Source organism: Ligilactobacillus ruminis ATCC 27782 (assembly GCF_000224985.1).
Taxonomy (GTDB): domain Bacteria; phylum Bacillota; class Bacilli; order Lactobacillales; family Lactobacillaceae; genus Ligilactobacillus; species Ligilactobacillus ruminis.
The window spans coordinates 313,549-338,723 of sequence record NC_015975.1 but is presented as its reverse complement, the minus strand read 5'-3'; the positions used below and the strand labels follow the sequence as shown (position 1 = coordinate 338,723).

Below are 25,175 nucleotides of genomic sequence, written 5' to 3'. Positions count from 1 at the left end.
CTACTATAATCTTAACGAAAACCGACTTTTACCGCAACAATCTTTTGATTACAAATGCTTCATATTCTTCACGAACTCGCTGAGCTCTTTTGGACTCATCTGATAGTTGCTGTCGACCCACTCAAACATGAGCGTCAGACATGCGCCGGAAATCATTTTGGCCGTAAGTTCCTTATTCGTGGAAGATTCAATCTCACGTTGGACCCATCCGATGCTGTGCAGCCTTCCCTCTTCGTCAGCTTTGAGCAGCTGACGGCTGAGCATCTTGACCATCATCCAAAACAGCGTTCCGTTGTTGTTATTGATGGAAACGTTTCTGAACAGTTCCTTATCGTTGACGATAATTGCAATAATTGAATCAATCACGTCGTTTTCATCAATTCTTGCAATCATCAGCCTTTCAAACGAATAGTACATCAAATCATATTTATCCGTAAAATAGCGATAAAACGTGCTCCTGTGCACTTTTGCTTCCTGACAAATCTGATCGACGGTAACTTTTTCAATCGCCTCATGCTTGAGCAAATCGCGCAGACTGTCTGCCAGAGCCTCTTTTCTTTCTTCTTGTTGTTGAGTCAATTAAAACACCTCGCAAACCATTACTGACTTGATTTTATCATGAAAATACAGTGCATGGCACTAAATCGTCAACGGGCGCCTAAAAAATCGGACATTTTGTCAAAAGACTGAATTTGCCCTTTAATTTTGATTAAAGGAGGATTATAATTAACTAAATTAGATCAATAAATTAATTGGGGGCTTTCTTTATGAGAAAATTTGCCGTTATCGGTTTGGGCCACGTTGGCGCAACCGTTGCATATACTCTTGTCACAAAAGGTTTGGCTGATGAACTTGTTCTGATTGATTCAAACGATGACAAATGCATGGCTGAACAATACGATCTGCTCGACTCTCTTGGTCGCCTTGATACTCATACGAAAATCAAGGTGCAGGATTATTCCGAATTAAAGGACGCAGACATTATCATCACTGCATTTGGCAACATCGCCGCATTGTCCTTGGACGGCGATCGTTTCGGAGAATTCAACTTCAACACTGCCGCAGCTGCAGACGTCGGTCCAAAGATCAAGGAATCAGGATTCAACGGCGTTATCGTCAACATCTCCAACCCGTGCGACGTTATCGCAACGCTGCTCCAAAAGTACACGGGACTTCCAAAGAACCAAGTCTTTGGTACAGGGACCTTCCTTGACACGGCACGCATGCAGCGCGCCGTTGGTCAAGCACTCAATCAGGATCCAAAGAACGTTACCGGCTACGTCATGGGCGAACACGGCGAATCACAATTTACGGCATGGTCAACGGTTCGAGTTGCCGGCCATCCGATTGCCGAAGTTGCAAAAGAAAACAATCTTGACCTTGAAGACCTTGACAAGCAGGCTCGTCGCGGCGGCTGGCTCGTCTTCTCAGGCAAACGCTACACTTGTTATGCCATCGCAACTTGTGCCATCAAGCTTGCCTTAGCAGTTCTCTCTGATGCGCACCTTGCATGTCCGGCCTCAGTCTACCTTGAAAAGTACGGCTGCTACGTCGGCTATCCTGCCGTTATCGGTGCTGAAGGCGTCGTTTCGGTAAATTACACGGAACTTCCTGCCGAAGAAGAAGAAAAGCTCCAGAGCTCCGCTGAATTTATCGCAAAAAAGGTCAAGTCTCTCGAAGACTGATTCATAAATTGTTTTGATGAGGCTTGAAAAAACTCTGCCTCAAATTAAAAGAGGCCGGAAAAAAATTCTGTCTTAAATCGAAAAACCGGATGATTTGCAATCAATCGCAAATCTGATCCGGTTTTTTTGCGTATGCAGGACGATCGCCTTCAATGATGGAAATTACCCAAAAATAGTTTGGCGCGCTGATTTATCAGGCACTGCATTTGGCAAAAGCTCTGCCGTTTACGGACACATCGATAAAAATTGGCTCTTTGTCCGTAAAACTTGAATGAAATTCTGGCACATTAGTCGAACAGCCACGCTGCATATTCCGATTTGCCTAACCATTTCTTAAACTTTATGGCTCATTCTTTTCAAACGCTTGTCAGCCATATTTTCATAGACTATAATAAGGAAGTTAATCAATCAAGATATATTCAGAAAGGACTTTTAATCATAATGATAATTGAACTAATCAAAGCCTTCCTGTTCGGTATCGTTGAAGGCATCACCGAATGGCTTCCGATCAGCAGCACGGGGCACATGATCCTGCTTGATCAATTTGTCAAATTGGACGTTTCAAAATCATTTTACAGCATGTTTGAAGTCGTCATTCAGCTTGGAGCCATCATGGCCGTTGTCGTCATCTACTGGAACAAAATCTGGCCGTTCCATAAAAGCAGGCAAACGGGTCCGCTGGCTCCGACCGGAATTTGGCGCTATGTCGACAAGGACATCATCATCATGTGGATCAAAATCGTGATTGCCTGCCTTCCAGCCGGCATCATCGGCGTTGCTTTCAACGACACGTTTGAAAAACTTTTCTATAACCCGGTCAGCGTTGCAATTGCGTTGATTGTTTTCGGGATCGCGTTCATTTGGGTCGAAACGGTTCACAAAAACAAGCGCGCCAAAATCAGTTCGCTTGCCGAGCTTTCATACTATACGGTTATTTTGATCGGTTTCTTCCAGTTGATTGCCGCTGTTTTCCCGGGAACGTCTCGTTCAGGCGCAACAATCGTCGGGGCCTTGATTCTTGGCGTTTCAAGAACCGTTGCCACAGAGTTCACGTTCTTCCTGGCAATCCCGGTCATGTTCGGCGCTTCATTGTTCAAGCTGTTGAAATTCGGTTTCGTCTTCTCATCTGCTGAACTTTTGATTTTGATCGTCGGTTTGATTACTGCATTCGTTTCATCAATCATCGTTATCAAATTCTTGATGCAATATATCAAAAAACACGACTTCAAGGTCTTCGGATGGTATCGCATCGTCCTTGGCCTGCTGGTGCTGCTTTACTTCTTGGTCATCAAGTAGATTTTTGGCACTGCATTTTTCATTAAAATGACAACAAAAAAAACCAGGATTCAAAAATGAGTCCTGGTTTTTTTGCTTTCAAAAATCAGTTGCAATATCTCCACTTGTCATCCGTGATGATTCGGGCAACGATCAGCCCGAGCGGCAAGAACATGACGATCAAAAGCGCCTTCGTCAGCCACAATGCCCCGTCAGAAATCGACGTGACGCCGATGTTGTAGATTGCACGGTACATGTAAAGCCCGGGAACCATGATGACGATTGAAGGCACCGTCAGCGAAATGCGCGGATAGTGCATCCTCTTATATACGTATGATGCGAGCAGTCCGGCGGTCAAGGCGCCGAAAAATGCAGCGACGCCGGGCGCCATCCCGCATAAATCAACCAGTTCAAGGCGAAGCGTATTGGCAACGGCTCCGATGCAGCCTGCAATGGCAGCCATTTTACGCGGAGAATTGAACATGATCGAGAAACCGTAGACCCCGCAAAAACTGGCAATGACCCGTAAAAACATCAATTGCAAAACGGTCAATTGAAGCGGCATGAAGTTTTCCGGCTGCAAGTGGACCACAAGCGCGGTTACCCAGCCGACAAGCGTTGCGACCCCGATGATGACGATTGCGTGAGCCAGTCGCTCAAGACCTGAACGCATGTCCATTTTGGCAATGTCAAGGCCGCTCGTAATGAACGGAAATCCCGGGATAACGAACAGCATTGCACCGATATAGCCGGCTTCGTGTCTGGCCGCAACGTTAAACAAAAGCTCCATCGCATGAAAAGACAGCGTATATGACAGGCAGGCGACCATTACGCTGACTGCCACGCACGCCAAAAGCGTAATGTGCTTGTCAAGCATCTTGCGTCTCGTATAATTTCCTAATCCGGCTCCGATAAACGAACCGATCATTTCAATAATGCCGCCGCCAAGCAAAAAGACGAAGGCACAGCATGCAAGCGCAGATGCCAAGCCGACTTGATACGGTTTGTAATTGCCAGGAGTTGCCTGAATCTTGTCGAGTTCGTCATGAATCTCTTCAAGCGTCATCTTAGTTTCCTTGCGGTTGATTCTTTTGACAAAATGCTCCATTCGGGTCAATTTATCGGTATTGACGCCCGTCGTCGGAAGAGACAGGGCTTGCGTATAGGACTGACCGTCCTTGTCGATGCATGTGAACTCGATTGAAATCAATCCGATATCTGCCGAACAGACAAGGCCTAATTTTCTGGCCATGACGTTCATTGAATCACGAACACGCCATGCTCCGGTTCCGCAAGAAAGCATCATCAATCCAACTCGTCCCACGACGGCTGCTTTTGCCGGAAGACTGGCCGTTCTGGCCAAATCATGATCGTCTTCCGGAATAAAGTCGTGCCAAGGCATCGCCATGTGATGTTTGTGATGCTTTTGATGCTTCTGAGACAAGTGAATGCTGCTTCTTTGCCTCAGCTCTTCTTCTTTGCTCATGTCAATTTCCTCCAAATATCTTCCTCTTAAAAACACCTTCAATTTTAGCACAGTTTGAAAAACTGAAAAAGACTCGGAAAAGATGTAAGCGCATCCCCGAGTCTTTTTGTTATTTGTACATGTATTCTCTGGTCCAAGGCAGGTTTTTGCCACTTGCGCCTTTTGAAATCAAGTATTGAACAACGTCAATATTGCCTGATGCAAACGAAGCCGCGCATGCCTGCAGATAAAGATCCCACATTCTGATAAAGCGTTCGTCTTCTATTTTTTTGACTTCGGGAAGTTCTTTTCTGAAATTCTCATCCCAAATTTCCAATGTTTTCTGATAATGTCTGCGAAGCATCTCAAGATCTGCCACCTGCATGCCGGCGTCAATAATGTGCTGAATGTTTTCACAAAGCCCCGGAACGTATCCGCCCGGGAAAATGTACTTGTCGATCCAGGCATTGGATGCTCCGCCCTGTTGGCGCGTGATTCCGTGAATCAGTGCTACACCGTCATCTTTCAAATAATCGGAAACGACTTGAAAATATTGGCCAAGATTTTCTTTTCCGACGTGTTCGAACATTCCGACGCTGGTAATGTAATCAAACGGTTCATGCTTTAATTCGCGGTAGTCTTCAAGATACACGTGTGCTTTGTCTTCCAGGCCTTCGACTCTGATTCTCTTTTTGACGAATTCGTACTGCTCTTCGCTCAGCGTGATTCCGGAAACCTCAAGTCCGTACTCTTTGCATGCGCAAAACATCAAAGTACCCCAGCCGCAGCCGATGTCAAGCAACGTCTTGCCAGGTTTTGGCTGCAGCTTGTTCAAAATATGGTGCACTTTGTTCAGCTGAGCCTTTTCAAGCGAATCATCCGAATGCTTAAAATAAGCACAGGAATAAGTCATCGTCCGATCAAGCCAGAGCTTATAAAAATCATTGCCGATGTCATAATGGCTCTGCACGTCTTCCATGCTCTTTTTTTCGGTATGGGCATGCTTTTCGACAAAATGCGCCAGCTTTGAATCGTTCATGAAGCTTCCTGCTGATTCGTATGCCGACTCAATTAAAGCTTCAATCGAGCCTTCAATCTCTATTTCTTTGTTCATGTAAGCTTCGCCAAGAGCAAGCGAGGCATTGCTCAATAAATCCTTTGGTCCAAAATTTCTGTGAAAGATAATTTTAACGACAGGTTCTCCATCACCATACTTTTCAACATTGCCATTGGCATAGGTAACCTGAACGGGAATATTGAACGAGTGCCTGAGAACTTCTTTCAAAAAAATATTATCCAGCATACAAGATGCCACCCTTCTGAATTTTACATAACATCGACCTTATCCTAACATTGTTTTTTGAAAAATTCACGCAATAAGGCTTCAGAAAGCATAAATGTTAGCTTTTTCTCGTGTCGGAGTTTCCAGCGCCAGACACAAATCATCAAGCGTCATCTCAACGAAACACAGCTCTTTTTTCGTTCTGGAAACCGCCGTATAGGCAAGTCCGTAATCAACCGCTTCAAGCACGTAAACGCGTTTGGCGCCGCTTCCCTGTGCTTTATGAATCGTCAGCGCATACGCCAAGAGCAGATCTTCCTTGGCGCGCCAAATCGGCAGCACATATTCCTTTTGGTCCGTTTTGACGACGACTTTGCCGTTTTTGTTCTTTTCGCCCGGAAGTTCAAGGGAAACGATCTTGCCAAATTCAGAGTTCGTATAGCCATACTTTTGATACTGATCGTCGTTTCTATAGAAGACGACCTCTGCTCCAACAAAAAAGCCGCCACGTCCGTAACCGTTCTTATACTCGAAGGGGACAACGTTTTGTTTGCCTTTTGAAAGCACTTTGAAAAACTGTTCGTTGATTCTGCCGACCGTTGCATTGCGATAAGCAATAATCATGCAGTCCTCAAGCGGCAGGTGCTTCAGCTTGTAAGCAATCATGTCGTCTGCTTTTGACTGCTTGAAGACGTGCAGCTGCTTGAGGTTTTTCGTATTCTTATAGCGGCACTGCGCAATAAACATGCGCACTCGTTCATCCTTGCAGCGCAGGTTGGCCTGAAAATCAAAGTGCGATCCGGATTGAATCAACAGCTGCATGACGTTGCCGCATACTTCAAGCGCATCCTCATCCTGACTGACCGGAGGAAGCTGCTTGTCATCGCCTAAAAAGATGAAGCGATAGTCGTTTCCGACGTATTGCAGCAGCGTTTTCAGCATGTCCTGCGTAACCATTGAAATTTCATCAATCACGATAACGTCATAGTCGTCCCCGTCGATCAGCTCGCTTTGACTGTTTTCAAGCTCATAGATCACTTTTTGAATCGTTTCGTTGTGCTTGAAACCGCACTTTTCCAGATTGATTCGCGCTTTGTGCGTCGGGGCAAGCGCCAAAACCCGCTCATGATCCAAAATCTGCCCAAGCGTATACGTCTTGCCGCTTCCGCCGACTCCAAGCAGGCTGATGATGCGATGCTTGTTTTGAAAGATCCAGTGGATAAACCTGAACTGTTCTTTTGTCGGCCGATATTCTTTTGGAGGATGCCGGAACGGCAGCTTTTGTCTGGTCGTTTGCTTCAAAAGCTTTTTTATCAACCGTTCACCCAGACATTTTTCTTTAAGGTGCACCGTATTTTGGCAATTTTTGTCGCAAATAAAGCCGAATTTCCTCAGCTGCTCTGCATTTTCCAAAACGTGCTCGGAAGAAAGCGGCATGACCTCGCCCTGTTTCTTCAAATAAACCAGATCGTCGCAGCCTTTGAGGTGACGTTTGGCCTGCGTGTCGAGCAGGTCGTTTTGAAGCAAAAGTTTTTCGATCATCTCACGTGAAAAGATTTTCGTCAGCAAAAGCGCAAAAACCTTTGACTTCTCCCACTTTGTCTTGAAAAAGCGATCTTCTTCCAAATAATCATTGAACGAGGAGCGCAGATACAAGCTTCCGATTTCAGGCAGGTATTTTTTGTAATAGCCTCGATCGTCCAAAAGCGCAACCGACATGAACCCTTTGAACTTGACCTTTTTTGGCTTCGTGACCTCTAATTCGTGCCACTTGCCGTCACAAAATTTTTTCTTTTGCTCGTCGGTCATCCCGTTGATGAAAAATTTCACCTTTTCATATTCCTTGAGATCCGTTTTGGCAATCGGCGTCTTGTTTTTGGCGAGCTGCAAAAATTTGAAACGCATCTTTTTTGAAAAAGAAGTTTCATCAATTTTTGCGATTTTCTCCTTTAAGCCGGCAAGTTTTTCAGCACCATGCTCTGATGCCTCCTGCAAAGAAGATGCCGCTTTTTCCTTATCTTGCCTGCTTACATAAATTTTTGTCAGCAGTTTCCATGCCTGCCCTTGATTTTTCTCCGTGTCGTTTTTCGTATGCAGTTCAAGGAATTCTTCTGCTTCGTCAAATTCCCGCAAAAAATAATGGCACTTGCCCAAGTAGTAGCAAACGGACAAAAAGCCGGCATTTTCTTGAAAAACGCGCTCAAAAAATGCCATGGCCTGCTGATAATCTTTTGCCTTGATTTTGGCGATTCCTTTTTGATACGTTTCGGCAAGCTTATCCATGAAAGCATTTCCTTTCTTAACAAATTCTTATTTCATTTATAATACTTTTTCCTAGAATAATATGATACGCTTTATCCCAGAAAAGTTTCAAGGAGTGATTTTTTTGGTACGTCGTTTATTATGGTTGCTGATGTCTGTCATAAGTTTTTTGCTCCTGGTCGTCGGAATTGTTTTTCCGATCGTGCCGCAAGTCCCGTTCCTTCTCGCATTTTTATACAGTCTTTCAAAATTTTCGCCGCGGTTTCACAAGTGGCTTTTGAACACGAGAGTTTACCGCTGGCTAAAAGGCTTCATGAATAATGAAAAAGAAAAAATCGGCATGAAACGCTTGTCAAAAAGCAAAGTCAAGATTTAAAAAAAGAGGTCGGAAACGGCCTCTTTTTTGTTTGCTCTTGATGCCGCATGCAGTGTCTGCACCGCCAAAAGCAAAAGAACACCCCACGCAAGCGAAGCGTTCTTTTGACGACTGCTGAAAACGAGTCTGATTTGCCGACAAATGATTCTCGTTTCCGTTGATCATTTTTCTTCCATGGCTTTTTTCAATGCCGCAGCCAATGCGCTTTCCTGCGGCTCGTCGTCTTGATTGATTTTTTTCAGCAAGCGACGTTCTTCGTGCCTGCTCATCTTCTTTTTGCCTTTTTTGCCGCCGAGTTTTTCAGTCGTTCCGTCATACTTGCAGCGGAAATATTCGCCTTTTTCTCCGGAGACGATCAGCATCTTCTTGTGGCACTGCGGACAGCGGTGATTGGAAACTCTGGCTTCGGCACGGCGTTTGTAGTCGCACTCTGCATTTGAACAGACCAAAAGCTTGCCGTCCCTGACCTTCTTTTCCTTCAAGAAAGCTCCGCATTCAGGGCATTTCTTTTGCGTCATGGAGAAGTCCTGGTACTTTTTGGTCGAATTCTTGACTTCGCTGACGAGTTTTTTCGTATCGTCTTTGATTTCTGCGATGAACTTCTGGCTTGAAAACTTGCCCAAAGCAATTGCTTCAAGCTGCTTTTCCCATTTTTCGGTCAGTTCCGGCGTCACCAGGGACGGATTGACCAGTTCGAGCAGCTGGCGGCCTTTGCGCGTTACGCGCAAAAAGTTGCCGGAGCGTTCCATTAGTTCTGACGACACGAGTTTTTCGATGATTTCTGCGCGCGTTGCCGGAGTTCCCAGACTGTATCTTTCCATCAAAGCAAGCAGGCCGCCTTCGGTCAATGGATTCGGTGGCGTCGTCAGCTTTTCCTTGACTTCAAAAGTTCCCTTGATTTGTTGTCCTTCTTTAAAATGCAGTGCTTCGCCCGACGTCTGCGCATTTTCTTTCCATCCCTTTTGCAAAACGGTCGTCTTGGAAAAATTGAACCTGCGATTGGCAAAGGAAACGGTGATTTTTTCTTTTTGCTCGCGATACTCAGGCGCAAAAAGCATTACGAACCGTTTGACGATCATCCCGTAAATTCGATGCTCATCGCTTGACAGCTTGGCATAGTCGGGACGCTGCTCAGTCGGGACGAGCGCATGGTGATCGGTCACTTTTTCGTTGTTGAAGACCTTTTTTTGAACGACTTTTGCGCCCTTTTTAGCATATTCCAAAGCTTCCGGCACCATTGAGCCGACTGCCTGCAGGCGTTCTTTCATCGTCGAAATCATGTCGGTCGACAAATATTTGCTGTCCGTTCGCGGATAGGAGACGATTTTGTGAACTTCGTAGAGACTTTGCACGACGGACAAGGTCTTTTTGGCAGAATAGCCGTACTTTTCGTTCGCCGCACGTTGAAGCTCGGTCAGATCATAAGGCAAAGGTGCTTTTTCGGAGTGCTCCTTGACGGTGATTTTTTCGACCTTGCCGATTGTTCTTTCAAGTTCCGAAACGATTTTTTGCGCTGCTTCTCTGTTCTTGATGCCGTAAGGATTTTTTTGTTCCATCAGTGCCTTTTGATTCGATGCGTTCAACGCAATCTGATAGTATTTTTGCGGAATGAAGCTTGAAATTTTGTCTTCCTGCTTCAAAACCAAGGCCAAAGTCGGCGTCTGCACGCGCCCGGCCGACAAATTGTCCTGATATTTCACGGTCAAGGCACGCGTCACGTTGAGGCCGACAAGCCAGTCTGCAGTTGCGCGCGCCAATGCCGATTGATACAGATCATCATAATCAGAAGCAGGTTTCAGCCTGGCAAACCCTTCCTTGACGGCTTTTGTCGTCTGAGAAGAGATCCACAAACGCTTGACCGGCTTGTTGAACCTGACGTACTGCAGAATCCAGCGTGCCACAAGCTCGCCTTCTCTTCCCGCATCCGTTGCGATCACGGCTTCCTTGACGTCCGATCTCTTTGCCAGACGTTCGATTGCCTGCAGCTGATGCCTCGTTTTCGGCAAAGGCTTCGTTCCGATGAACTTCGGAAGCATCGGCAAAGTCTCAAGCTGCCATTTTTGCCAATCCTTGTTCAGATCTTCCGGCATTTTGAGCCCGAGCAGGTGCCCCAATGCCCAAGTGACGATCACGCCATCTCCTTCAAAATAATCCTTATGTTTTTCCGTTGCTCCGAGAATCTGACTCAAATCTCTGGCAACGCTCGGCTTTTCAGCCAAAATCAGTTGTTTCATTTACTTTCCCTTCTTGCGGGATCGCCCGCACAAATGCTGTCTGCTTCAATTCTGCCCAAAACGACGCTGCCCGGTCTAATCCAGACATTGTCTTCAATAATCGTCCCCGGCAAAACGACCGAGTTGCTTTCGATCACAACGTTGTTTCCGATTCTGATCGGAAGCTCGCTGCACCAGTGATCGCAACGCAGCTTGGGATCTTTTGCATGATTGCTCGTGTAGATTCCGACGTTTTCTCCGATGGTGACGTTGTTTCCGATCGAAACCTCGTTGCAGTCGATGATTTTTAAGCCGCAGCCTGCGTCAAAGTCGTCGCCGATGCTCAGATTAAAGCCGAATTCGGTAATGAACCCGTCAGCGATGCTTGGATTTTTGCCCAGTTTTTCAAACAAGGACCTTAATTCGTCAATGTCCGTTTCATTGCGGTTGTAGCGTCGACACGTCTCATAGGCAAAATTTCTTGCGCTTTCAATCAGCGGATCGTAATCATAATAGAGACGTCCGCTATTCGTAATCTTTTTGACGTGTTCTGTTTCTTCTTTGGTTAATTTATGTCGTCTGTTCAGATCCATTGCAAATTCCTCTTTTTTAATTATAACAGTTTTTTGCTAAAATATAATTTGAGGTGATGATTATGGAAAATTACTACAGCCTTACGGATGAAAAAATCATCCAGGCAAGGAAAAGAGCACAAAAATTGTGCGTTGAATACAACGAAAAAGTCAATCAAAAAAATTTTTATGATGAAGCATTGCTTAACGCGCTGCTCAAAAAAGTCGGCAGAGATCCCTACGTTGAACCGAATTTCCGCTGCTTTTTGGGTTCAAGGATCGAACTTGGCGATGAGGTGTTTTTGAACCATGACGTTACGCTTCAGGACATGGCGGAAATCACAATCGGAAACAACGTCAACATTGCGCCGAGAACAGGCATCTTCACTGAATTCTGCCCGAAAGACAAAGAACTCAGAAGGAAAAAAATACGCTACGCCAAACCGGTCGTGATCGAAGACGGCGTCTGGCTCGGCGGAAACGTGACCGTCTGGGGCGGAGTCACGATCGGCAAAAACAGCATCATCGGAGCAGGTTCGGTCGTCACGGCAGACATTCCGGAAAACGTGATCGCAGTCGGCAATCCTGCCAAAGTCATCAAAAAAATCGAAGCAGACTAAAAGCTCGCGACCTGGGGGTGTCGCGAGCTTTTTTCGGGTATTCAAAACTACTGTTTGTCGTTTAATTCAACCAGATGACCGTTTTTGCTGTAGACGATCCGAACACGCCTTTGTGGATCAAAACCAACCGCGGTTTCGGCTATTCGTTTGCAGGCAAGATAAAAATCAAGGCATAAAAAAAGCCGAACAGGGCGGTTCGGCATTTTTTGCCAAATTCAGTGCTGCGCATCCACTGCTCAAAAACCCGGATGATTTCCAGTAAATTGCAAATCATCCGGGTTTTTCGTTTTATTCGTAAAATTTCAGCAAAGTCGCATAGTATTCTTCCAGAATTTCAGCCGAACAGTTGAACAATTCGTGCTTTGCTTCAGGAAACTGCTTGAGTCTGACGAATCTGCTTTTCTCGGCAAATTCCGTTTGTCCCGAAACGTCAACCATCGCATCGTTTCCTGACGAACAAAGCAGCACGGGACATTTGATCCTGCCTGCATTTTGCATGAGCTGTTTTTCCGCGTTCAACGCTGCCAAAACCCATGAATAGGTTGCGCCGTTCGTTTGATACTCTGCATTTTTCAGGCGCTGCTTGAACTGATACGAATAGCGCGCCTCGGACAACGCGCAGCTGTTCTTGAAATCAGGCCGTTCGTCGAATCTTTCCTGTCCGATTGCCAGTCGCTTGGCGCGATGAAGAGCTTTTTGCACCAGGCAGAGCGGCCTGGCGACCTTTTTTAACCGCGGCTCAAGTGCCATCCTCATCATCGGCGAGCTCAGCACTGCTTTTTTGAACGTTTCCGGGTATTTTTCCAAATACAGCGCACCGACGCAGCCGCCCATCGAGTGCGCAAACAACATCAAATCAAGCTTTTTTTCCATCATTTTGGAAACCTCATCGGTAAACAATTTCAAGTCTTCGACATACTCGTCAAAATTTCCGACGTAAACCGCATCCTTGTCCGAAACTTCGCGAAAAGACTTCCCGAATCCTCGCTGCTCATAGAAGAACACGGCATATCCCGCATGATAAAAATCGTAAAACAGCTCGTGATACTTGCCAAAAAATTCGCAAAAACCATGCACGAAAACAAGCGCTTTTTTTGGTTTTTCCGGAATCGCACAGTATGCTTGAAGCTTTTTTCCGTCATAGCTGTCAAACGCAAAATCCGTGACGTTTTCTTCAATCCACGGCTTGACTTCCTGCTCCATAAAACGTTCACAGTCCTCGTCCTTGAACGGAACCATCCTTACTTCGTTCAAATCATGTACCCCTTCCAAAGCATCTTTTCGAAACTGAAATTAAAAAATAGTTTCCAAAGGAAATTATACTATGGAATTCGGCTCTTTTTATGTACAGAGTTGGTAAAATGTCGGTAAGGGAATATGCTTTTACGAAAAGTTGCCCACTCGTTGCCGAATCACCAGCGCATCCCCAAACACGCCAAAAAAGCACCCGCCCCCATAGAGCGAGTGCTTTTTCCTTGCGATAATCGAAAATTAACGCTTGGAGAATTGTGAAGCCTTACGAGCTTTCTTAAGACCTGGCTTCTTACGTTCTTTCATACGTGCATCACGTGTCAAAAGACCTGCACGCTTGAGAACGCCACGGAAATCTGGGTCAACTTCGAGCAATGCACGAGCGATACCATGACGTGTAGCGCCTGCTTGGCCGGAGAAACCACCGCCGTTTACGTTTACCAAAACGTCATATTGACCTTTTGTTTCCGTAACAGCAAATGGTTGTACCATAACTTCGCGTAAGTTTGCAAACGGAACATATTCTTCTGCAGGTTTGCCGTTCATCGTGATCTTGCCTGTACCAGGAACTAAGATTACACGAGCGACAGAGTTTTTACGACGGCCTGTGCCGCGATATTGTACTTGTGCCAAAATCGTTTTCCTCCTAGGTTAGATTAAGTTAGTGATATCCAAAACTTCTGGGTTTTGTGCTGCATGCTTGTGATCTGCGCCACGGTATACATGAAGCTTCTTAGCTTGTTGACGGCCAAGGGAACCCTTTGGAAGCATGCCCTTAACGGACAATGCGATAAGCTTTTCCGGATCCTTTTCACGGTAATCACCAGCTGTACGAGCCTTCAAGCCGCCTGGATGGTTTGAGTGATGGTAATAAATCTTGTTCTTGTCTTTACGACCTGTCAAAGCAACCTTTTCAGCATTGACAACGACTACGTAATCGCCTGTATCAACATTTGGTGTAAATGTTGGTTTGTTCTTGCCGCGTAATACGGAAGCCACAACAGCTGACAAACGACCCAAAGGCACGTCTGTTGCGTCTACGACATACCACTTACGTTCTACTTCGCCTGGTTTTGCAATATATGTTGTACGCACGTTAATTTCCTCCATTTGATGTATACATGTTTGACATACAATAAGATTAACGGGGCTTACTGTGGGGCAAACAATACCAAATACTATATTACGATTTTTATTCGATATAGTCAATTGAAATTCTCTTAAAAATTTAAAGAATCTGCAATTTTTCCTTAGTCATAATAGACTTCTTTTAAATACAGTCCGCTGGCAGGCGCCGTTTCGCGACATTCGTTTCGATCCTTGACTTCGTACAATCTCAAAAAATCATGCACCGGGCGTTTGCCGTTGCCGATTTCAAGCAGCGTTGCCACCATGATTCTGACCTGGTTGTACAAGAAGCCGTTGCCGCAAAATTCAAAGATGATTTCGTCGTTTTCCTTGTCTTCTCTGACGGTTGCCTCATAAATCGTGCGAACGTGATTTTTCGTCTGGCTGCCGGAAGCAACAAAGCTTGAAAAATCATGCGTTCCCACCAGATCGGGCATGGCTTCCTTGATTTTTTCAATGTCCAACGGATATTTGTAGTGACCCGTGTAAAAACGCTTGAACGGGTTCGTGAAGCGCCCGCGACTGACACGGTACATGTAGCGCTTGCCATGCGTCGTAAAACGAGCATGGAAGTCGTTTGGAACGATTTCGCATCCGACAACCTCGCAGTCGAGCGGAAGCATTGAATTCAGCCCCTTGAGCATTCCTTCTGCCGGAATGTCATGCGGAAAGTCAAAATGCACGACCTGTCCCAAAGCGTGCACGCCGGCATCCGTTCTGCCGGAGCCGTAAATCGTGATGTAATCAGAATTTTTGCTCATCTTGTTGACGGCAGCCTCAAGTACCGATTGCACGGTTCTTTGATTCGGCTGTACCTGAAAACCGGCAAAATTGGTGCCGTCATAAGCAAGCGTAATCTTGTATCTTCTAGTCATTAAAATTTCCTCAAAATAAATAGCAGAATCGTCACAATCGCAAATAAAATCACCGCAATCGTGTCGATTTTGGTCCAAACCTGCACTCTGTATTTCGTCCGGCCTTCACCTCCGCGATAACCGCGTGCTTCCATTGCCGTCGCAAGTTCTTCCGCACGGTTGAACGAACTGACGAACAGCGGAATCAACAGCGGAATCACGGCCTTGATCCGTTGCATCAGAGTCCCTTCCGAAAAATTGACGCCGCGCGATCTTTGCGCATTCATGATCTTTTCCGTTTCGTCCATCAGAGTCGGCACAAAGCGCAATGCGATCGAAAGCATCAAGGAAATTTCGTATACCGGAACCTTGATGGCCTTGAGCGGCTTCAAAAGCGACTCGATCGCATCGGAAATTTCAAGCGGCGCAGTCGTCAGCGTCAAAAGCGTCGACATGAAAATGATCAAAACGAAGCGACAAAAGACGTAAAAGCCGTTGACAATCCCAAAATGCGTCAGGAACAGCGGACCGAAAGACCAATAGACATGGCCGCCTCTTGTGAAAAACACCTGCAAAAGCACGGTAAAAACGATCAAACCAAGCAAGGGCTTGACGCCTTTGATGAAAAATCCGATGCCAAGGTCGGAAAACTTGACGCACATCAAGACAAATGCCGTAAGCAACAGATACGTCTGCCAGTTGTTGCACAAAAAGATGATTGCCACAAAATAGAAACTGAGCACCAGCTTGCTTCTGGCATCCATTCGGTGAACCAAAGAATCACCGTTGACGTAGCGCCCAAGCAAAAGCTTATTCATCTGCAGAACCCCCTTTTATCCTGTCCGCCAGGATCTGCGCCAATTCTTTTTTCGTCAGCGGAAGAGAATCAAATTTCATCCCGCTTGCCATCAGTTTTTCGGCAAACTTGGTCGTCTGAGGCAGATCGAGATGATGTTCTCTGAGCCATTCAGGTTTTGAAAATAAAGCTTTTGGCGTCGTATCGGCAATCAGTCTGCCATGTTCCAAAACCAGCGCATGGTCGGCATAATCAGCGACATCATTCATCTGGTGCGTTACCAAAATGATCGTCATCCCGTTTTTGTGAAGTCTTGAAAAAAGCCGCATCATTTCCAAACGACCCATGGGATCAAGTCCTGCCGTCGGTTCGTCCAAAACCAAAATTTTCGGCTCCATTGCCAAAATGCCGGCAATCGCCACGCGCCGCATCTGCCCGCCGGAAAGCTCAAACGGAGACTTGTCCAAAACCTCATCGGGAAGATCGACCATTTTGGCCATTCTGACTGCGATTGCTTCTGCCTCCTCGTCTGACTTGCCGAAATTTTTCGGAGCAAACGCAATATCTTTTTTGACCGTTTCTTCAAACAGCTGCGCTTCAGGAAACTGAAAAACGAACCCGACTTCTTTTCTCAAATCGCCGAGCTCCTTGTTTTGCGTTTCCGGCGTAATCTGACGTCCATTGATTTCCAGGAATCCTTCAGTCGGCTTCAGCAAGCCGTTCAAATGCTGCATCAGAGTCGACTTGCCGCTTCCGGTGTGACCGATGACGGCGGTATAGCTTCCGTCTGTTATCTCAAGCGAAACATCCTCCAACGCCTTATGTTCCATCGGCGTGCCCGCCTGATAGCTGTAGCTTAATTTTTCAACGCGGATCGGCATAACCAGTCAACCATCCCTTCTTCATCCAAATATTCATTCGGAACATCGATTCCTTTTTCTTTCAGCTCTTCTTTCAACGCTTCGGGGTACGGCAGATCAAGTCCGATTTTCGTCAGCAGATCACCGCTCGCAAAAATTTTTTCCGGAACGTCATCATCAATGACCCTGCCGTCGTTCAAGACAATGACGCGATCGGCCAGGCTGGCTTCATCGATGTCGTGCGTGATCGAAATAATGGTAAAGTTTTCCTCATCGTTCAGCCGACGCATCAGTCCGACGATGTCTCTTTTTCCTTCCGGATCCAGCATGCTTGTCGATTCGTCAAAAATAATGATCTTCGGTCTGACGGCCAGAACGCCGGCAATCGCCACGCGCTGCTTTTGCCCTCCGGAAAGACGCACGGGCTCGTGTTTTGCAAATGCGGTCATATCGACTGCTTCCAAAACTTCTTTGACGCGCTTTTGCATTTCTGAGCGCGGAATCCCCCTGTTCTCCATGCCAAATGCCACGTCTCCTTCAACGTCCGCGCCAACGAACTGGTTGTCGGGATTTTGGAAAACCATGCCGATGCGTTCTCTGACGTCCCAGACGGTTTCTTCTGTCAAATGCAGTCCGTCGACTTCAATCGACCCGGATTCAGGCATGAGCAGGCCGTCAATGCACCGTGCCAAGGTCGACTTGCCGCTTCCGTTGTGGCCGATCAGTGCGACCCATTGGCCTGCTTCAATTTCTAAATTAACGTTATCCAGTGTTTTTCTTTCCTCTTCAGCTGAATATGAAAATGTCAGATTTTTAATTTTAATTATTGAGCTCAATCTGTTTCCCCGCTCTCATCATGTTAAAAATATCATACCACATTTTACAAAAAAAAAAGCCGTGTCGCAAATTGTCAACTTGCGGACACGACGATTTCTAGATTGCCTGTTCATCGATCCAGGCCTGATAAAAAGTTTCTTCTTCTTCGGTAATGCATGGCTTGTAGGCATTCAATTCAAACTGCGCCTGATCATATCTTCGCCAAAGAATCGTGCTCAAAAAAGTCAGTCCCAGTCTGTAATCGTGAGCTTTCTTTTGATTCATCCGTGCGATTTTTTCCTGCAGATCAGCAAAGAGCGCAAGCGCACGGTCGCGCCGATGCAGGCCGACATTGCATGACAGCCGCAAATATTCGAGTTCGGTACTGTATTTTTCAGAAGAGATCGTATCCATGTAGGCCATGCACTCATCAAAAGTTTCGACCCTGAAAAGGCAATACGCGATCTGAAGCTCGTCAATCGGCCTGAAATCCAAGATTCTGGTATCAGCCAGCGAGATGATCGTCTTGTAAATACCGAGCAATTGTGACGCCGCCAGGAGATAGACCGCTTGTTTGCGCCGTTTGACAACCTTTAATCGGTAAGAAATCTTTCCTGCTGCAAAATACAGTGCAAAAAAAGCGCAGGCACCGGCAAAAACCAAATTATTCCAAGCAAAATCGCAAACGCTGCTAATCAAAACAATGGTTGTCAGCACCAGTGACAAAATGCTTCTTCGCAAGCAGGCGTTAAAACGACCGATGATTTCATTTTCAATAAATTTTTCGACCGTCGAATCAACGACGTAATGAACGTTTTTTATCAGACGCGAAGAAACGGCTTCAAATGAGCGTTCTTTTTGTTCATGTCTTGAATCATTTTTTAACATGAGCCATGTCAGACAAGCCCCGCATCCCCAGACCAAAGAGAGACAAAAAAGCAGCAGCGCACCGCTTAAGAAATCTTCTTCCGTCATGAAATAAAGCAGCAAGCTTATCGAAAGCATCAGCCATGATGCGGTCTCAAACAAGTTTCTCAAAAGCAGACTATGTATCCACTCGTTCCAGCTGTCGAAGCTTTTTTCAGGCATCACCAAGACGGTAATCTGCCATAGATAAAAAAGCATCGCAAAAATCCCGGCAATTGCATAAATCATGGAAAATTTCGATTCATAGAGTTTGGTCTTGTATATATATGCATTAAAGAACAGGAAAACGCTCCAAAAACTTGCCAATATGATCGTCATCCCGCGCCAAATTTTGATTTTCATTTAAACATTTTCAAGAATAACAAAATTATTCGTTCCTTTCGTACAAAACAATAGAGAATTGGCAATATTATGTTTCATTGTACAAAAATTATTTGAAGTTTACTAGAAAAACTCACGATAAAAAACCAACTTTCCTACATGAACCAAACACAACTAAAAAAGGCTTGGACGTCATCTCCAAGCCAAAAAAAAATCACTTTTTACAATGAAGGTTTCACAGGTTCCGCAACCTGCTACTTAGGACTAGACTCGGATTTTAACCCAACATCGTAACGCCCAGTTATCATTGTAAAAGTGACAATTTTTTTATCTGATTGCTATTGAATTAGTCAACTAATTCAAGCACAGCCATCTTTGCAGCATCGCCGCGGCGAGCATCCATCTTGATGATGCGTGTGTAACCACCGTTACGGTTTTCGAAACGAGGTGCAACATCGTCAAAAAGTTTTTGCAAAGCAGTTTGAACAACGACCTTGTCTTCTTCTTCCTTAACGTCTGCAATAACATTCATCATGAATGCAGCTGCACGACGACGTGAAGCGAGATCGCCCTTCTTGCCTAATGTGATCATCTTGTCAGCAAACTTGCGTACTTCTTTAGCACGAGTTTCTGTTGTAACAATACGACCATTAACGATCAAATCAGTTGTCAAGTTGCGTAACATTGATTTGCGGTGTGCGCTTGTGCGTCCTAATTTGCGGTAAGCCATGAACAGATTCCCTCCCTTAATTAAAAAATATTAGTCATCATGACGTAATGATAAACCAAGATCTGCCAACTTAGCCTTGACTTCTTCCAATGACTTGCGGCCCAGATTACGAACCTTCATCATGTCAGATTCAGACTTGTTTGTCAAAGCCTGCACGGTATTGATGCTTGCACGCTTCAAACAGTTGTATGAACGAACGGACAAATCGAGTTCCTCAATTGTCATTTCGAGCATTTTTTCTTTGTGCGTTTCTTCTTTTTCGACCATGATTTCAGCATTCTTAGCTTCATCTGTCAAATTAACGAATAACGCCAAATGCTCCGTTAAGATCTTAGCGGACAGACTAATTGCTTCGCTAGGCGTGATTGAGCCGTTAGTCCATACGTCTAATGTTAATTTGTCATAATCATTTTTTTGACCAACACGTGTTTTTTCTACTTGGTAGTTGACACGTTCGATCGGGGTATAAATCGAGTCGATTGCTAATACGCCGATTGGCATATCATCTGCCTTAGCCTTGTTTTCGTTTGCGGAAACGTAGCCACGACCTTTGTTTGCAGTCATCCGTGCATGGAATGAAGCACCATCAGCAACCGTGCAGATGTAAAGATCCGGATTGAGGATTTCAACATCGCTGTTCGTGCTGATATCGCCGGCAGTAACTTCCTTAGGTCCAACAATATCGAATTCCAATGATTGTGGTTCTTCGGAGTTGAGTTTCAATGCAACTTTCTTGAGATTCAAAATGATTTCAGTCACGTCTTCAAGCACACCTTTTACAGTGGAGAATTCGTGCAAAACGCCATCAATTTGAACGTCTGTGATAGCAGCACCTGGTAATGAAGAAAGCAGGATACGACGAAGCGAATTGCCTAATGTCGTACCATAGCCACGTTCAAGCGGTTCAATGACAAACTTGCCATGGTTATTGCTTTCTTCAATTTTGTGAATTTTTGGTTTTTCAAATTCGATCATTCTTATCTTTACCCCTTTCAAAACGTAACGTGTAATCTGGCGAAAACATTATGAAGTGTACCCTCAAAATGAATACTGATCCACATTAAACACGACGGCGTTTTGGAGGACGGCATCCGTTATGAGGCACTGGTGTAACATCCTTGATAGATGTAACTTCAAGACCTGTTGCTTGAAGCGCACGAATTGCTGCTTCACGACCGGAACCAGGACCTTTGACTGCGACTTCAACGTTCTTCATACCATGATCCATTGCGCCCTTAGCAGCTGCTTCAGCTGCCATTTGTGCGGCAAACGGTGTGGACTTACGTGAACCCTTGAAGCCTAATGCACCTGCAGATGACCATGCAACAGCGTTACCATGAACGTCTGTGATCATAACAAGTGTGTTATTGAATGTGGAATGAATATGTGCAACACCGCTTTCGATATTCTTCTTGACACGGCGCTTGCGAGCTTTCTTTACTGCCATGAAATAGCTAACCTCCTTACTCTAGATTATTTCTTCTTACCGGCAATAGTTACCTTAGGACCTTTGCATGTACGTGCATTGTTCTTCGTGTTTTGTCCACGAGATGGCAAATGACGACGATGGCGAAGGCCGCGGTATGAGCCGATTTCAGAAAGACGCTTGATGTTGAGGGATACTTCACGACGAAGGTCACCTTCTACCTTGTAGTTGTCAACAACTGCACGGATCTTGTCTTCTTGATCAGAAGTCAAATCACGAACACGAACATCTTCTGAAACACCTGCTTCTGCCAGGATATTCTTAGCAGTAGTATCACCGATACCGTAGATGTATGTTAAGCCGATTACGATACGCTTGTCACGTGGTAAATCGACACCTGCAATACGAGCCATTTATTTTCACCTCCTTAAATTATTAGCCTTGACGTTGTTTGTGCTTAGGATTGTCACAAATAACCATAACGCGACCCTTGCGCTTGATTACTTTGCAATGTTCGCACATCGGTTTAACTGATGGTCTTACTTTCATTAATCATACCTCCTGAATAGTTTCGAAGTACAATCTATTTAAAGCGATAGGTAATGCGACCCTTAGTCAAATCGTAAGGGGACATTTCAACCGTAACCCTGTCACCTGGTAAAATACGAATGTAGTGCATGCGAATCTTGCCAGAAACGTGAGCAAGAATCTCGTGTCCGTTTTCGAGTTCAACTTTAAACATCGCATTGGGCAACGTTTCTTTAATCGTACCCTCAATTTCAATCACATCATCTTTCGCCACGCAAAAGTACCTCCTTAAATTTTGGTTTTAAAACTTTACACGTCAAAATGTGAGAAGCTTTTTTGGAGTCCCACCTTTTTCCGCAGGGCAATTCCCAAATTTGGGCAAACTGCACCTATTGAAAAGATAAACCTGAATTATCATATCACAATAGACTTGTGGTTGCAAGCACTACTGCAAAAAAATAACAATTCAGGTTCTTTTGAAAAATTTATTTGATTTGGTCCAAAATTTCCTTGATGTCAGCGAAGACCTTGTCGATATCCTGGTTGCCGTTTACTTCATGAAGCAGGCCTTGTTTCTTGTAAAAATCAAGCAATGGCGTGTTCATCTTGATGTTAACGTCAAGACGATTCTTGACCGTTTCAGGTTTGTCGTCTTCTCTTTGGAAGAATTCGTGACCGCCGCAACGATCGCAAGTACCTTCAACTTTTGTCGGGTTGAAAACCTTGTGATAAGTTGCACCGCAATCGCGACAGATGTAGCGACCTGTCAAACGTTCCATCAATGATTCAGGATCAACGTGAATGTTGATGACGCAACTGAGCGACTTGCCAAGTTCCTTGCCGAATTCATCCAAAGCTTCTGCTTGAGCCATGTTGCGCGGAAAGCCGTCCAACATATAGCCGTCATTCACGTCATCTTTTGCCAAACGTTCCTTAACGATACCATTCGTAACTTCATCAGGAACAAGTTCGCCCTTATCAATAAACTTCTTAGCCTCAAGGCCCATCGGCGTACCGTTCTTCATTGCGGCGCGGAAAATATCACCTGTTGAAATGTGCGGAATCTTGTATTCATCCACGATTTTTTCAGCTTGAGTTCCCTTGCCGGCGCCAGGAAGACCCATCAACATAAGATTTAATGCCATGACAATTTCTCCTTTATTATTCAATGTCCTACTCGTTCATTATACCTTAAATATCCGTTCAATAGTAGGAAAAATAATGCTGCCGCTTAAAAATGCAGCGCGTTGAAAGCTCTGCATTTCATAAAAAAAGAAGCCGGGAAAACCCGACTTCTCATCTAGCAGCGTTAGGCTTCGTCACGAATGAAACCAACATATTCACGCTTCATCATCATACCTTGTAATTGACGCATTGTTTCGAGGGTAACCCCGACAACAATCAGCAGACTCGTACCACCTAATCCGATCGACTCATCCAAGCCCCAAACGGAGGATGCAATCAATGGGATCAAGGAAACAAGCCCCAAGAATAATGAACCAACGGAACTCAAACGCATTAAGAGACCTGATACATACTTCTCCGTTTCCTTGCCCGGCCAGACAGAAGGAATATAACTGCCTTGCTTTTGCAAGTTTTCAGCCAATTTTTCAGGGTTGACCTGAACAAAGGCATAGAAGAATGTAAACACAATGATCAAAACAGTATACAGAATCATACCTGAAGTCGTCTGCATGTTGAAAAGATTGCTCATCACCTGATACCAAGTATCTTCTGAGTGATTTTGAGTAAAGAGCATCAAAATCGTCTGCGGCGTAGCAATAAATGAACTTGCAAAGATAACCGGAATAACACCGGCAATGTTGATCTTCAACGGAAGATACGAACTCTCTGAAGCTCCTGCAAGACGTCTCGTATATTGAATCGGAATCTTGTAATTAGCCTGTTGGACGTAGGTTACAAACGTTACGATAACCAAGATGACCAATGCAAGAACGACAACATACAAAATTGGCTGCCAGATACTGGAAGCACTCTTGAATTGTTCAACGTAAATCTGATGAACACCAACGGGAACGCGAGCCAAAATACCCGCCATGATAATCATGGAAATTCCGTTGCCAAGACCGCGTTCCGTAATCATGTCACCTAACCAGGTCGTGAACATGGTACCACCAGTCAAAATGATACCGATACTGATATACGTTTTAACACCTGGATGTTGGACCAGATTCAAGCTACTCATGTAGTTGAAACCGGCCGTAATACCGATTGATTGTATAAACGCAAGCACGATCGTTAAATATCTCGTATATTGGTTGAGCTTACGACGACCAACTTCCCCTTGTTTACCCAATTCAACAAATCGCGGAACAATGTCCATTTGCAACAATTGAATAACGATTTGAGCAGTAATATATGGAGAAACTCCCATTGCGAGAATGGAGTAGTTTGTCAAACCGCCACCGCTAAAAGTATTCAAGATACTAATTAACCCTGAAGACGCAACGCTTTGCAAAGCTTTAGCGTTGATCCCAGGGACAGTGATGTAAGTGCCTAAACGAAATACAATCAAGACACCTAAGGTAAATAAGATTTTTTGACGAATCTCTTTTACAGCAAAGGCGTTCTTCATTGTTTTAAGCATTTATTACATCACCTCAGCTGTACCGCCTGCTGCTTCGATGGCTGCTTTGGCAGATGCAGAGAACTTGCTTGCCTTGACAGTAAGCTTCTTTGTCAATTCACCATTGCCCAAAACCTTGATACCATCTTTTTCATCTTTAACAACACGTGTTTCAACCAACAATGCTGGCGTAACTTCCGTGCCGTCTTCAAATTTGTTTAATGTTTCCAAGTTAACAATTGCGTAATCCTTGCGATTTACGTTCTTGAAACCGCGCTTAGGCATACGACGGAACAATGGCATTTGTCCACCTTCAAAACCTACACGCACCTTGCTACGAGCCTTTTGACCTTTTTGGCCACGGCCTGCAGTCTTACCATTGCCGGATGAAGTACCACGACCTACGCGGTTGCGCAATTGACGTGAGCCTTCTGCTGGCTTTAATTCATGTAATTTCATTAGGGTTGGCACCTCCATTCTTCTAAATAATAATTATTTAGCCAATTCAACGTCCACTAAATGATTGATCTTGCGGATCACACCACGCATAGCAGCATTGTCAGGAACAACGACAGAGCTATTGACACGTCCAAGGCCAAGGCCCTTAACGATATCGCGTTGGTTTTGAGGACGTCCGATGACAGAACGAACTAATGTAACTTTCAAGTTAGCCATGAATTTGTCCTCCTTAATTATTCTGCTAAATGCTGTACGGAAACGCCGCGCATTGCAGCAACTTCTTCAGCATCCTTCATTCTTGACAAACCATCCATTGTTGCGCGAACAACGTTGATTGGTGTGTTGGAGCCCAATGATTTACTTGTAACATCAGCAACTCCGGCAAGTTCCATAACGGCACGAACTGCACCGCCGGCTGCAACCCCAGAACCTGCTTCAGCTGGCTTAAGCAAGATGCGGCTACCGCTGTATTGACCGACAACTTCGTGAGGAAGTGTTGTTCCGACCATTGGAACTTTGATCAAGTTCTTACGAGCAGCATCAACAGCCTTGCGAATAGCTTCTGGAACTTCTTGAGCTTTACCTGTACCGAAGCCCACGTGACCGTTGTGGTCGCCAACGATAACCAAAGCTGCAAAACGGAGGCGACGGCCACCTTTAACAACTTTAGTGATACGGTTGATTGCAACGACGCGGTCTTCTAAATCTAATTGAGCTGGATCAATAAAAGTCATAAACGTTA

Annotated in this window: 30 protein-coding genes; 5 read left to right on the top strand and 25 right to left on the bottom strand. The window is 45.1% G+C overall.

The window, feature by feature from the left end; genetic code table 11:
• Positions 1–48: 48 nt before the first annotated feature.
• A complete protein-coding gene (locus tag LRC_RS01700) occupies positions 49–579 on the bottom strand; it encodes a TetR/AcrR family transcriptional regulator (RefSeq protein WP_014072887.1) in 531 nt (176 codons plus the stop codon).
• Positions 580–767: 188 nt separating this feature from the next.
• Between LRC_RS01700 and LRC_RS01695 the strand changes: the two genes are divergently transcribed.
• A complete protein-coding gene (locus LRC_RS01695) occupies positions 768–1,685 on the top strand; it encodes an L-lactate dehydrogenase (protein ID WP_014072886.1) in 918 nt (305 codons plus the stop codon).
• Between the two features lie 441 nt (positions 1,686–2,126).
• The gene (locus LRC_RS01690; RefSeq protein ID WP_180376256.1) at positions 2,127–2,981 is read left to right on the top strand and encodes an undecaprenyl-diphosphate phosphatase; all 855 of its coding nucleotides are present in this window, start codon (positions 2,127–2,129) and stop codon (positions 2,979–2,981) included.
• 85 nt (positions 2,982–3,066) lie between these two features.
• On the opposite strand, the gene LRC_RS01685 is transcribed toward LRC_RS01690, so the two are convergent.
• The 3 genes from LRC_RS01685 to LRC_RS01675 form a co-directional block, all read right to left on the bottom strand.
• Positions 3,067–4,446, bottom strand: a complete 1,380-nt coding sequence (locus LRC_RS01685) for a threonine/serine exporter family protein (protein ID WP_014072884.1) — start codon at positions 4,444–4,446, stop codon at positions 3,067–3,069.
• Positions 4,447–4,555: 109 nt separating this feature from the next.
• A complete protein-coding gene (locus LRC_RS01680) occupies positions 4,556–5,728 on the bottom strand; it encodes an SAM-dependent methyltransferase (protein ID WP_014072883.1) in 1,173 nt (390 codons plus the stop codon).
• 81 nt (positions 5,729–5,809) lie between these two features.
• Positions 5,810–7,990 (bottom strand): AAA family ATPase, encoded by a 2,181-nt coding sequence (locus LRC_RS01675; RefSeq protein WP_014072882.1) that lies wholly within the window; start codon positions 7,988–7,990, stop codon positions 5,810–5,812.
• Positions 7,991–8,084: 94 nt separating this feature from the next.
• Here LRC_RS01675 and LRC_RS01670 point away from each other — a divergent pair, with 94 nt between their 5' ends.
• A complete protein-coding gene (locus LRC_RS01670; protein ID WP_014072881.1) occupies positions 8,085–8,345 on the top strand; it encodes a DUF454 family protein in 261 nt (86 codons plus the stop codon).
• Positions 8,346–8,506: 161 nt separating this feature from the next.
• On the opposite strand, the gene LRC_RS01660 is transcribed toward LRC_RS01670, so the two are convergent.
• Both LRC_RS01660 and LRC_RS01655 read right to left on the bottom strand, forming a co-directional pair.
• Positions 8,507–10,579 (bottom strand): DNA topoisomerase 3, encoded by a 2,073-nt coding sequence (locus LRC_RS01660; protein ID WP_014072880.1) that lies wholly within the window; start codon positions 10,577–10,579, stop codon positions 8,507–8,509.
• Entirely contained in the window at positions 10,576–11,151 is a 576-nt protein-coding gene (locus LRC_RS01655; protein WP_014072879.1) for a DapH/DapD/GlmU-related protein, read from the bottom strand. Before LRC_RS01655 ends, LRC_RS01660 begins: the two co-directional genes overlap by 4 nt.
• Before the next feature lie 62 nt (positions 11,152–11,213).
• Between LRC_RS01655 and LRC_RS01650 the strand changes: the two genes are divergently transcribed.
• Complete coding sequence (locus LRC_RS01650) at positions 11,214–11,750, top strand: sugar O-acetyltransferase (protein ID WP_014072878.1); 537 nt, start codon at positions 11,214–11,216, stop codon at positions 11,748–11,750.
• 112 nt (positions 11,751–11,862) lie between these two features.
• Entirely contained in the window at positions 11,863–12,012 is a 150-nt protein-coding gene (locus tag LRC_RS11640) for a hypothetical protein (RefSeq protein WP_191976270.1), read from the top strand.
• 26 nt (positions 12,013–12,038) lie between these two features.
• Here LRC_RS11640 and LRC_RS01645 read toward each other — a convergent pair whose 3' ends face one another.
• The 19 genes from LRC_RS01645 to rpsE all read right to left on the bottom strand — a co-directional run bounded on the left by LRC_RS01645 (position 12,039) and on the right by rpsE (position 25,167).
• On the bottom strand, positions 12,039–13,004 hold the full coding sequence (locus LRC_RS01645; RefSeq protein WP_241531297.1) for an alpha/beta fold hydrolase: 966 nt from the start codon (positions 13,002–13,004) through the stop codon (positions 12,039–12,041).
• Positions 13,005–13,241: 237 nt separating this feature from the next.
• The gene (gene rpsI / locus LRC_RS01640; protein WP_003698908.1) at positions 13,242–13,634 is read right to left on the bottom strand and encodes a 30S ribosomal protein S9; all 393 of its coding nucleotides are present in this window, start codon (positions 13,632–13,634) and stop codon (positions 13,242–13,244) included.
• 18 nt (positions 13,635–13,652) lie between these two features.
• Positions 13,653–14,096: a 50S ribosomal protein L13 gene (rplM, locus tag LRC_RS01635; protein ID WP_003698907.1), complete on the bottom strand. Its 444-nt coding sequence runs from the start codon at positions 14,094–14,096 to the stop codon at positions 13,653–13,655.
• 155 nt (positions 14,097–14,251) lie between these two features.
• Positions 14,252–15,004: a tRNA pseudouridine(38-40) synthase TruA gene (gene truA / locus LRC_RS01630; RefSeq protein ID WP_003696781.1), complete on the bottom strand. Its 753-nt coding sequence runs from the start codon at positions 15,002–15,004 to the stop codon at positions 14,252–14,254.
• Positions 15,004–15,801: an energy-coupling factor transporter transmembrane component T family protein gene (locus LRC_RS01625; RefSeq protein ID WP_014072876.1), complete on the bottom strand. Its 798-nt coding sequence runs from the start codon at positions 15,799–15,801 to the stop codon at positions 15,004–15,006. Before LRC_RS01625 ends, truA begins: the two co-directional genes overlap by 1 nt.
• The gene (locus tag LRC_RS01620; protein WP_014072875.1) at positions 15,794–16,660 is read right to left on the bottom strand and encodes an energy-coupling factor ABC transporter ATP-binding protein; all 867 of its coding nucleotides are present in this window, start codon (positions 16,658–16,660) and stop codon (positions 15,794–15,796) included. The genes LRC_RS01625 and LRC_RS01620 overlap by 8 nt, the downstream gene beginning before the upstream one ends.
• Positions 16,636–17,475: an energy-coupling factor ABC transporter ATP-binding protein gene (locus LRC_RS01615; RefSeq protein ID WP_014072874.1), complete on the bottom strand. Its 840-nt coding sequence runs from the start codon at positions 17,473–17,475 to the stop codon at positions 16,636–16,638. The genes LRC_RS01620 and LRC_RS01615 overlap by 25 nt, the downstream gene beginning before the upstream one ends.
• A gap of 97 nt (positions 17,476–17,572) precedes the next feature.
• Positions 17,573–18,724: a hypothetical protein gene (locus tag LRC_RS01610; RefSeq protein WP_014072873.1), complete on the bottom strand. Its 1,152-nt coding sequence runs from the start codon at positions 18,722–18,724 to the stop codon at positions 17,573–17,575.
• 325 nt (positions 18,725–19,049) lie between these two features.
• Complete coding sequence (gene rplQ, locus LRC_RS01605) at positions 19,050–19,433, bottom strand: 50S ribosomal protein L17 (RefSeq protein ID WP_014072872.1); 384 nt, start codon at positions 19,431–19,433, stop codon at positions 19,050–19,052.
• Positions 19,434–19,463: 30 nt separating this feature from the next.
• Complete coding sequence (locus LRC_RS01600) at positions 19,464–20,408, bottom strand: DNA-directed RNA polymerase subunit alpha (RefSeq protein ID WP_003692979.1); 945 nt, start codon at positions 20,406–20,408, stop codon at positions 19,464–19,466.
• Between the two features lie 85 nt (positions 20,409–20,493).
• Entirely contained in the window at positions 20,494–20,880 is a 387-nt protein-coding gene (gene rpsK / locus LRC_RS01595; RefSeq protein ID WP_014072871.1) for a 30S ribosomal protein S11, read from the bottom strand.
• A 26-nt stretch (positions 20,881–20,906) separates the two neighbouring features.
• Positions 20,907–21,272 carry a 30S ribosomal protein S13 gene (gene rpsM / locus LRC_RS01590; protein ID WP_014072870.1) on the bottom strand — a complete coding sequence of 122 codons (366 nt, stop codon included), beginning with the start codon at positions 21,270–21,272 and terminating at the stop codon, positions 20,907–20,909.
• A gap of 22 nt (positions 21,273–21,294) precedes the next feature.
• Positions 21,295–21,408, bottom strand: a complete 114-nt coding sequence (gene rpmJ, locus LRC_RS01585; protein WP_003696792.1) for a 50S ribosomal protein L36 — start codon at positions 21,406–21,408, stop codon at positions 21,295–21,297.
• 34 nt (positions 21,409–21,442) lie between these two features.
• Positions 21,443–21,661: a translation initiation factor IF-1 gene (gene infA / locus LRC_RS01580; RefSeq protein ID WP_003692975.1), complete on the bottom strand. Its 219-nt coding sequence runs from the start codon at positions 21,659–21,661 to the stop codon at positions 21,443–21,445.
• A 211-nt stretch (positions 21,662–21,872) separates the two neighbouring features.
• Complete coding sequence (locus tag LRC_RS01575) at positions 21,873–22,532, bottom strand: adenylate kinase (protein ID WP_014072869.1); 660 nt, start codon at positions 22,530–22,532, stop codon at positions 21,873–21,875.
• 164 nt (positions 22,533–22,696) lie between these two features.
• Entirely contained in the window at positions 22,697–23,995 is a 1,299-nt protein-coding gene (secY, locus tag LRC_RS01570; protein WP_003692973.1) for a preprotein translocase subunit SecY, read from the bottom strand.
• 3 nt (positions 23,996–23,998) lie between these two features.
• Positions 23,999–24,433 (bottom strand): 50S ribosomal protein L15, encoded by a 435-nt coding sequence (rplO, locus tag LRC_RS01565; RefSeq protein WP_003698906.1) that lies wholly within the window; start codon positions 24,431–24,433, stop codon positions 23,999–24,001.
• Positions 24,434–24,466: 33 nt separating this feature from the next.
• Entirely contained in the window at positions 24,467–24,649 is a 183-nt protein-coding gene (rpmD, locus tag LRC_RS01560; RefSeq protein ID WP_003696799.1) for a 50S ribosomal protein L30, read from the bottom strand.
• Between the two features lie 17 nt (positions 24,650–24,666).
• Positions 24,667–25,167, bottom strand: a complete 501-nt coding sequence (gene rpsE / locus LRC_RS01555; RefSeq protein ID WP_003692966.1) for a 30S ribosomal protein S5 — start codon at positions 25,165–25,167, stop codon at positions 24,667–24,669.
• Between the last annotated feature and the right edge of the window lie 8 nt (positions 25,168–25,175).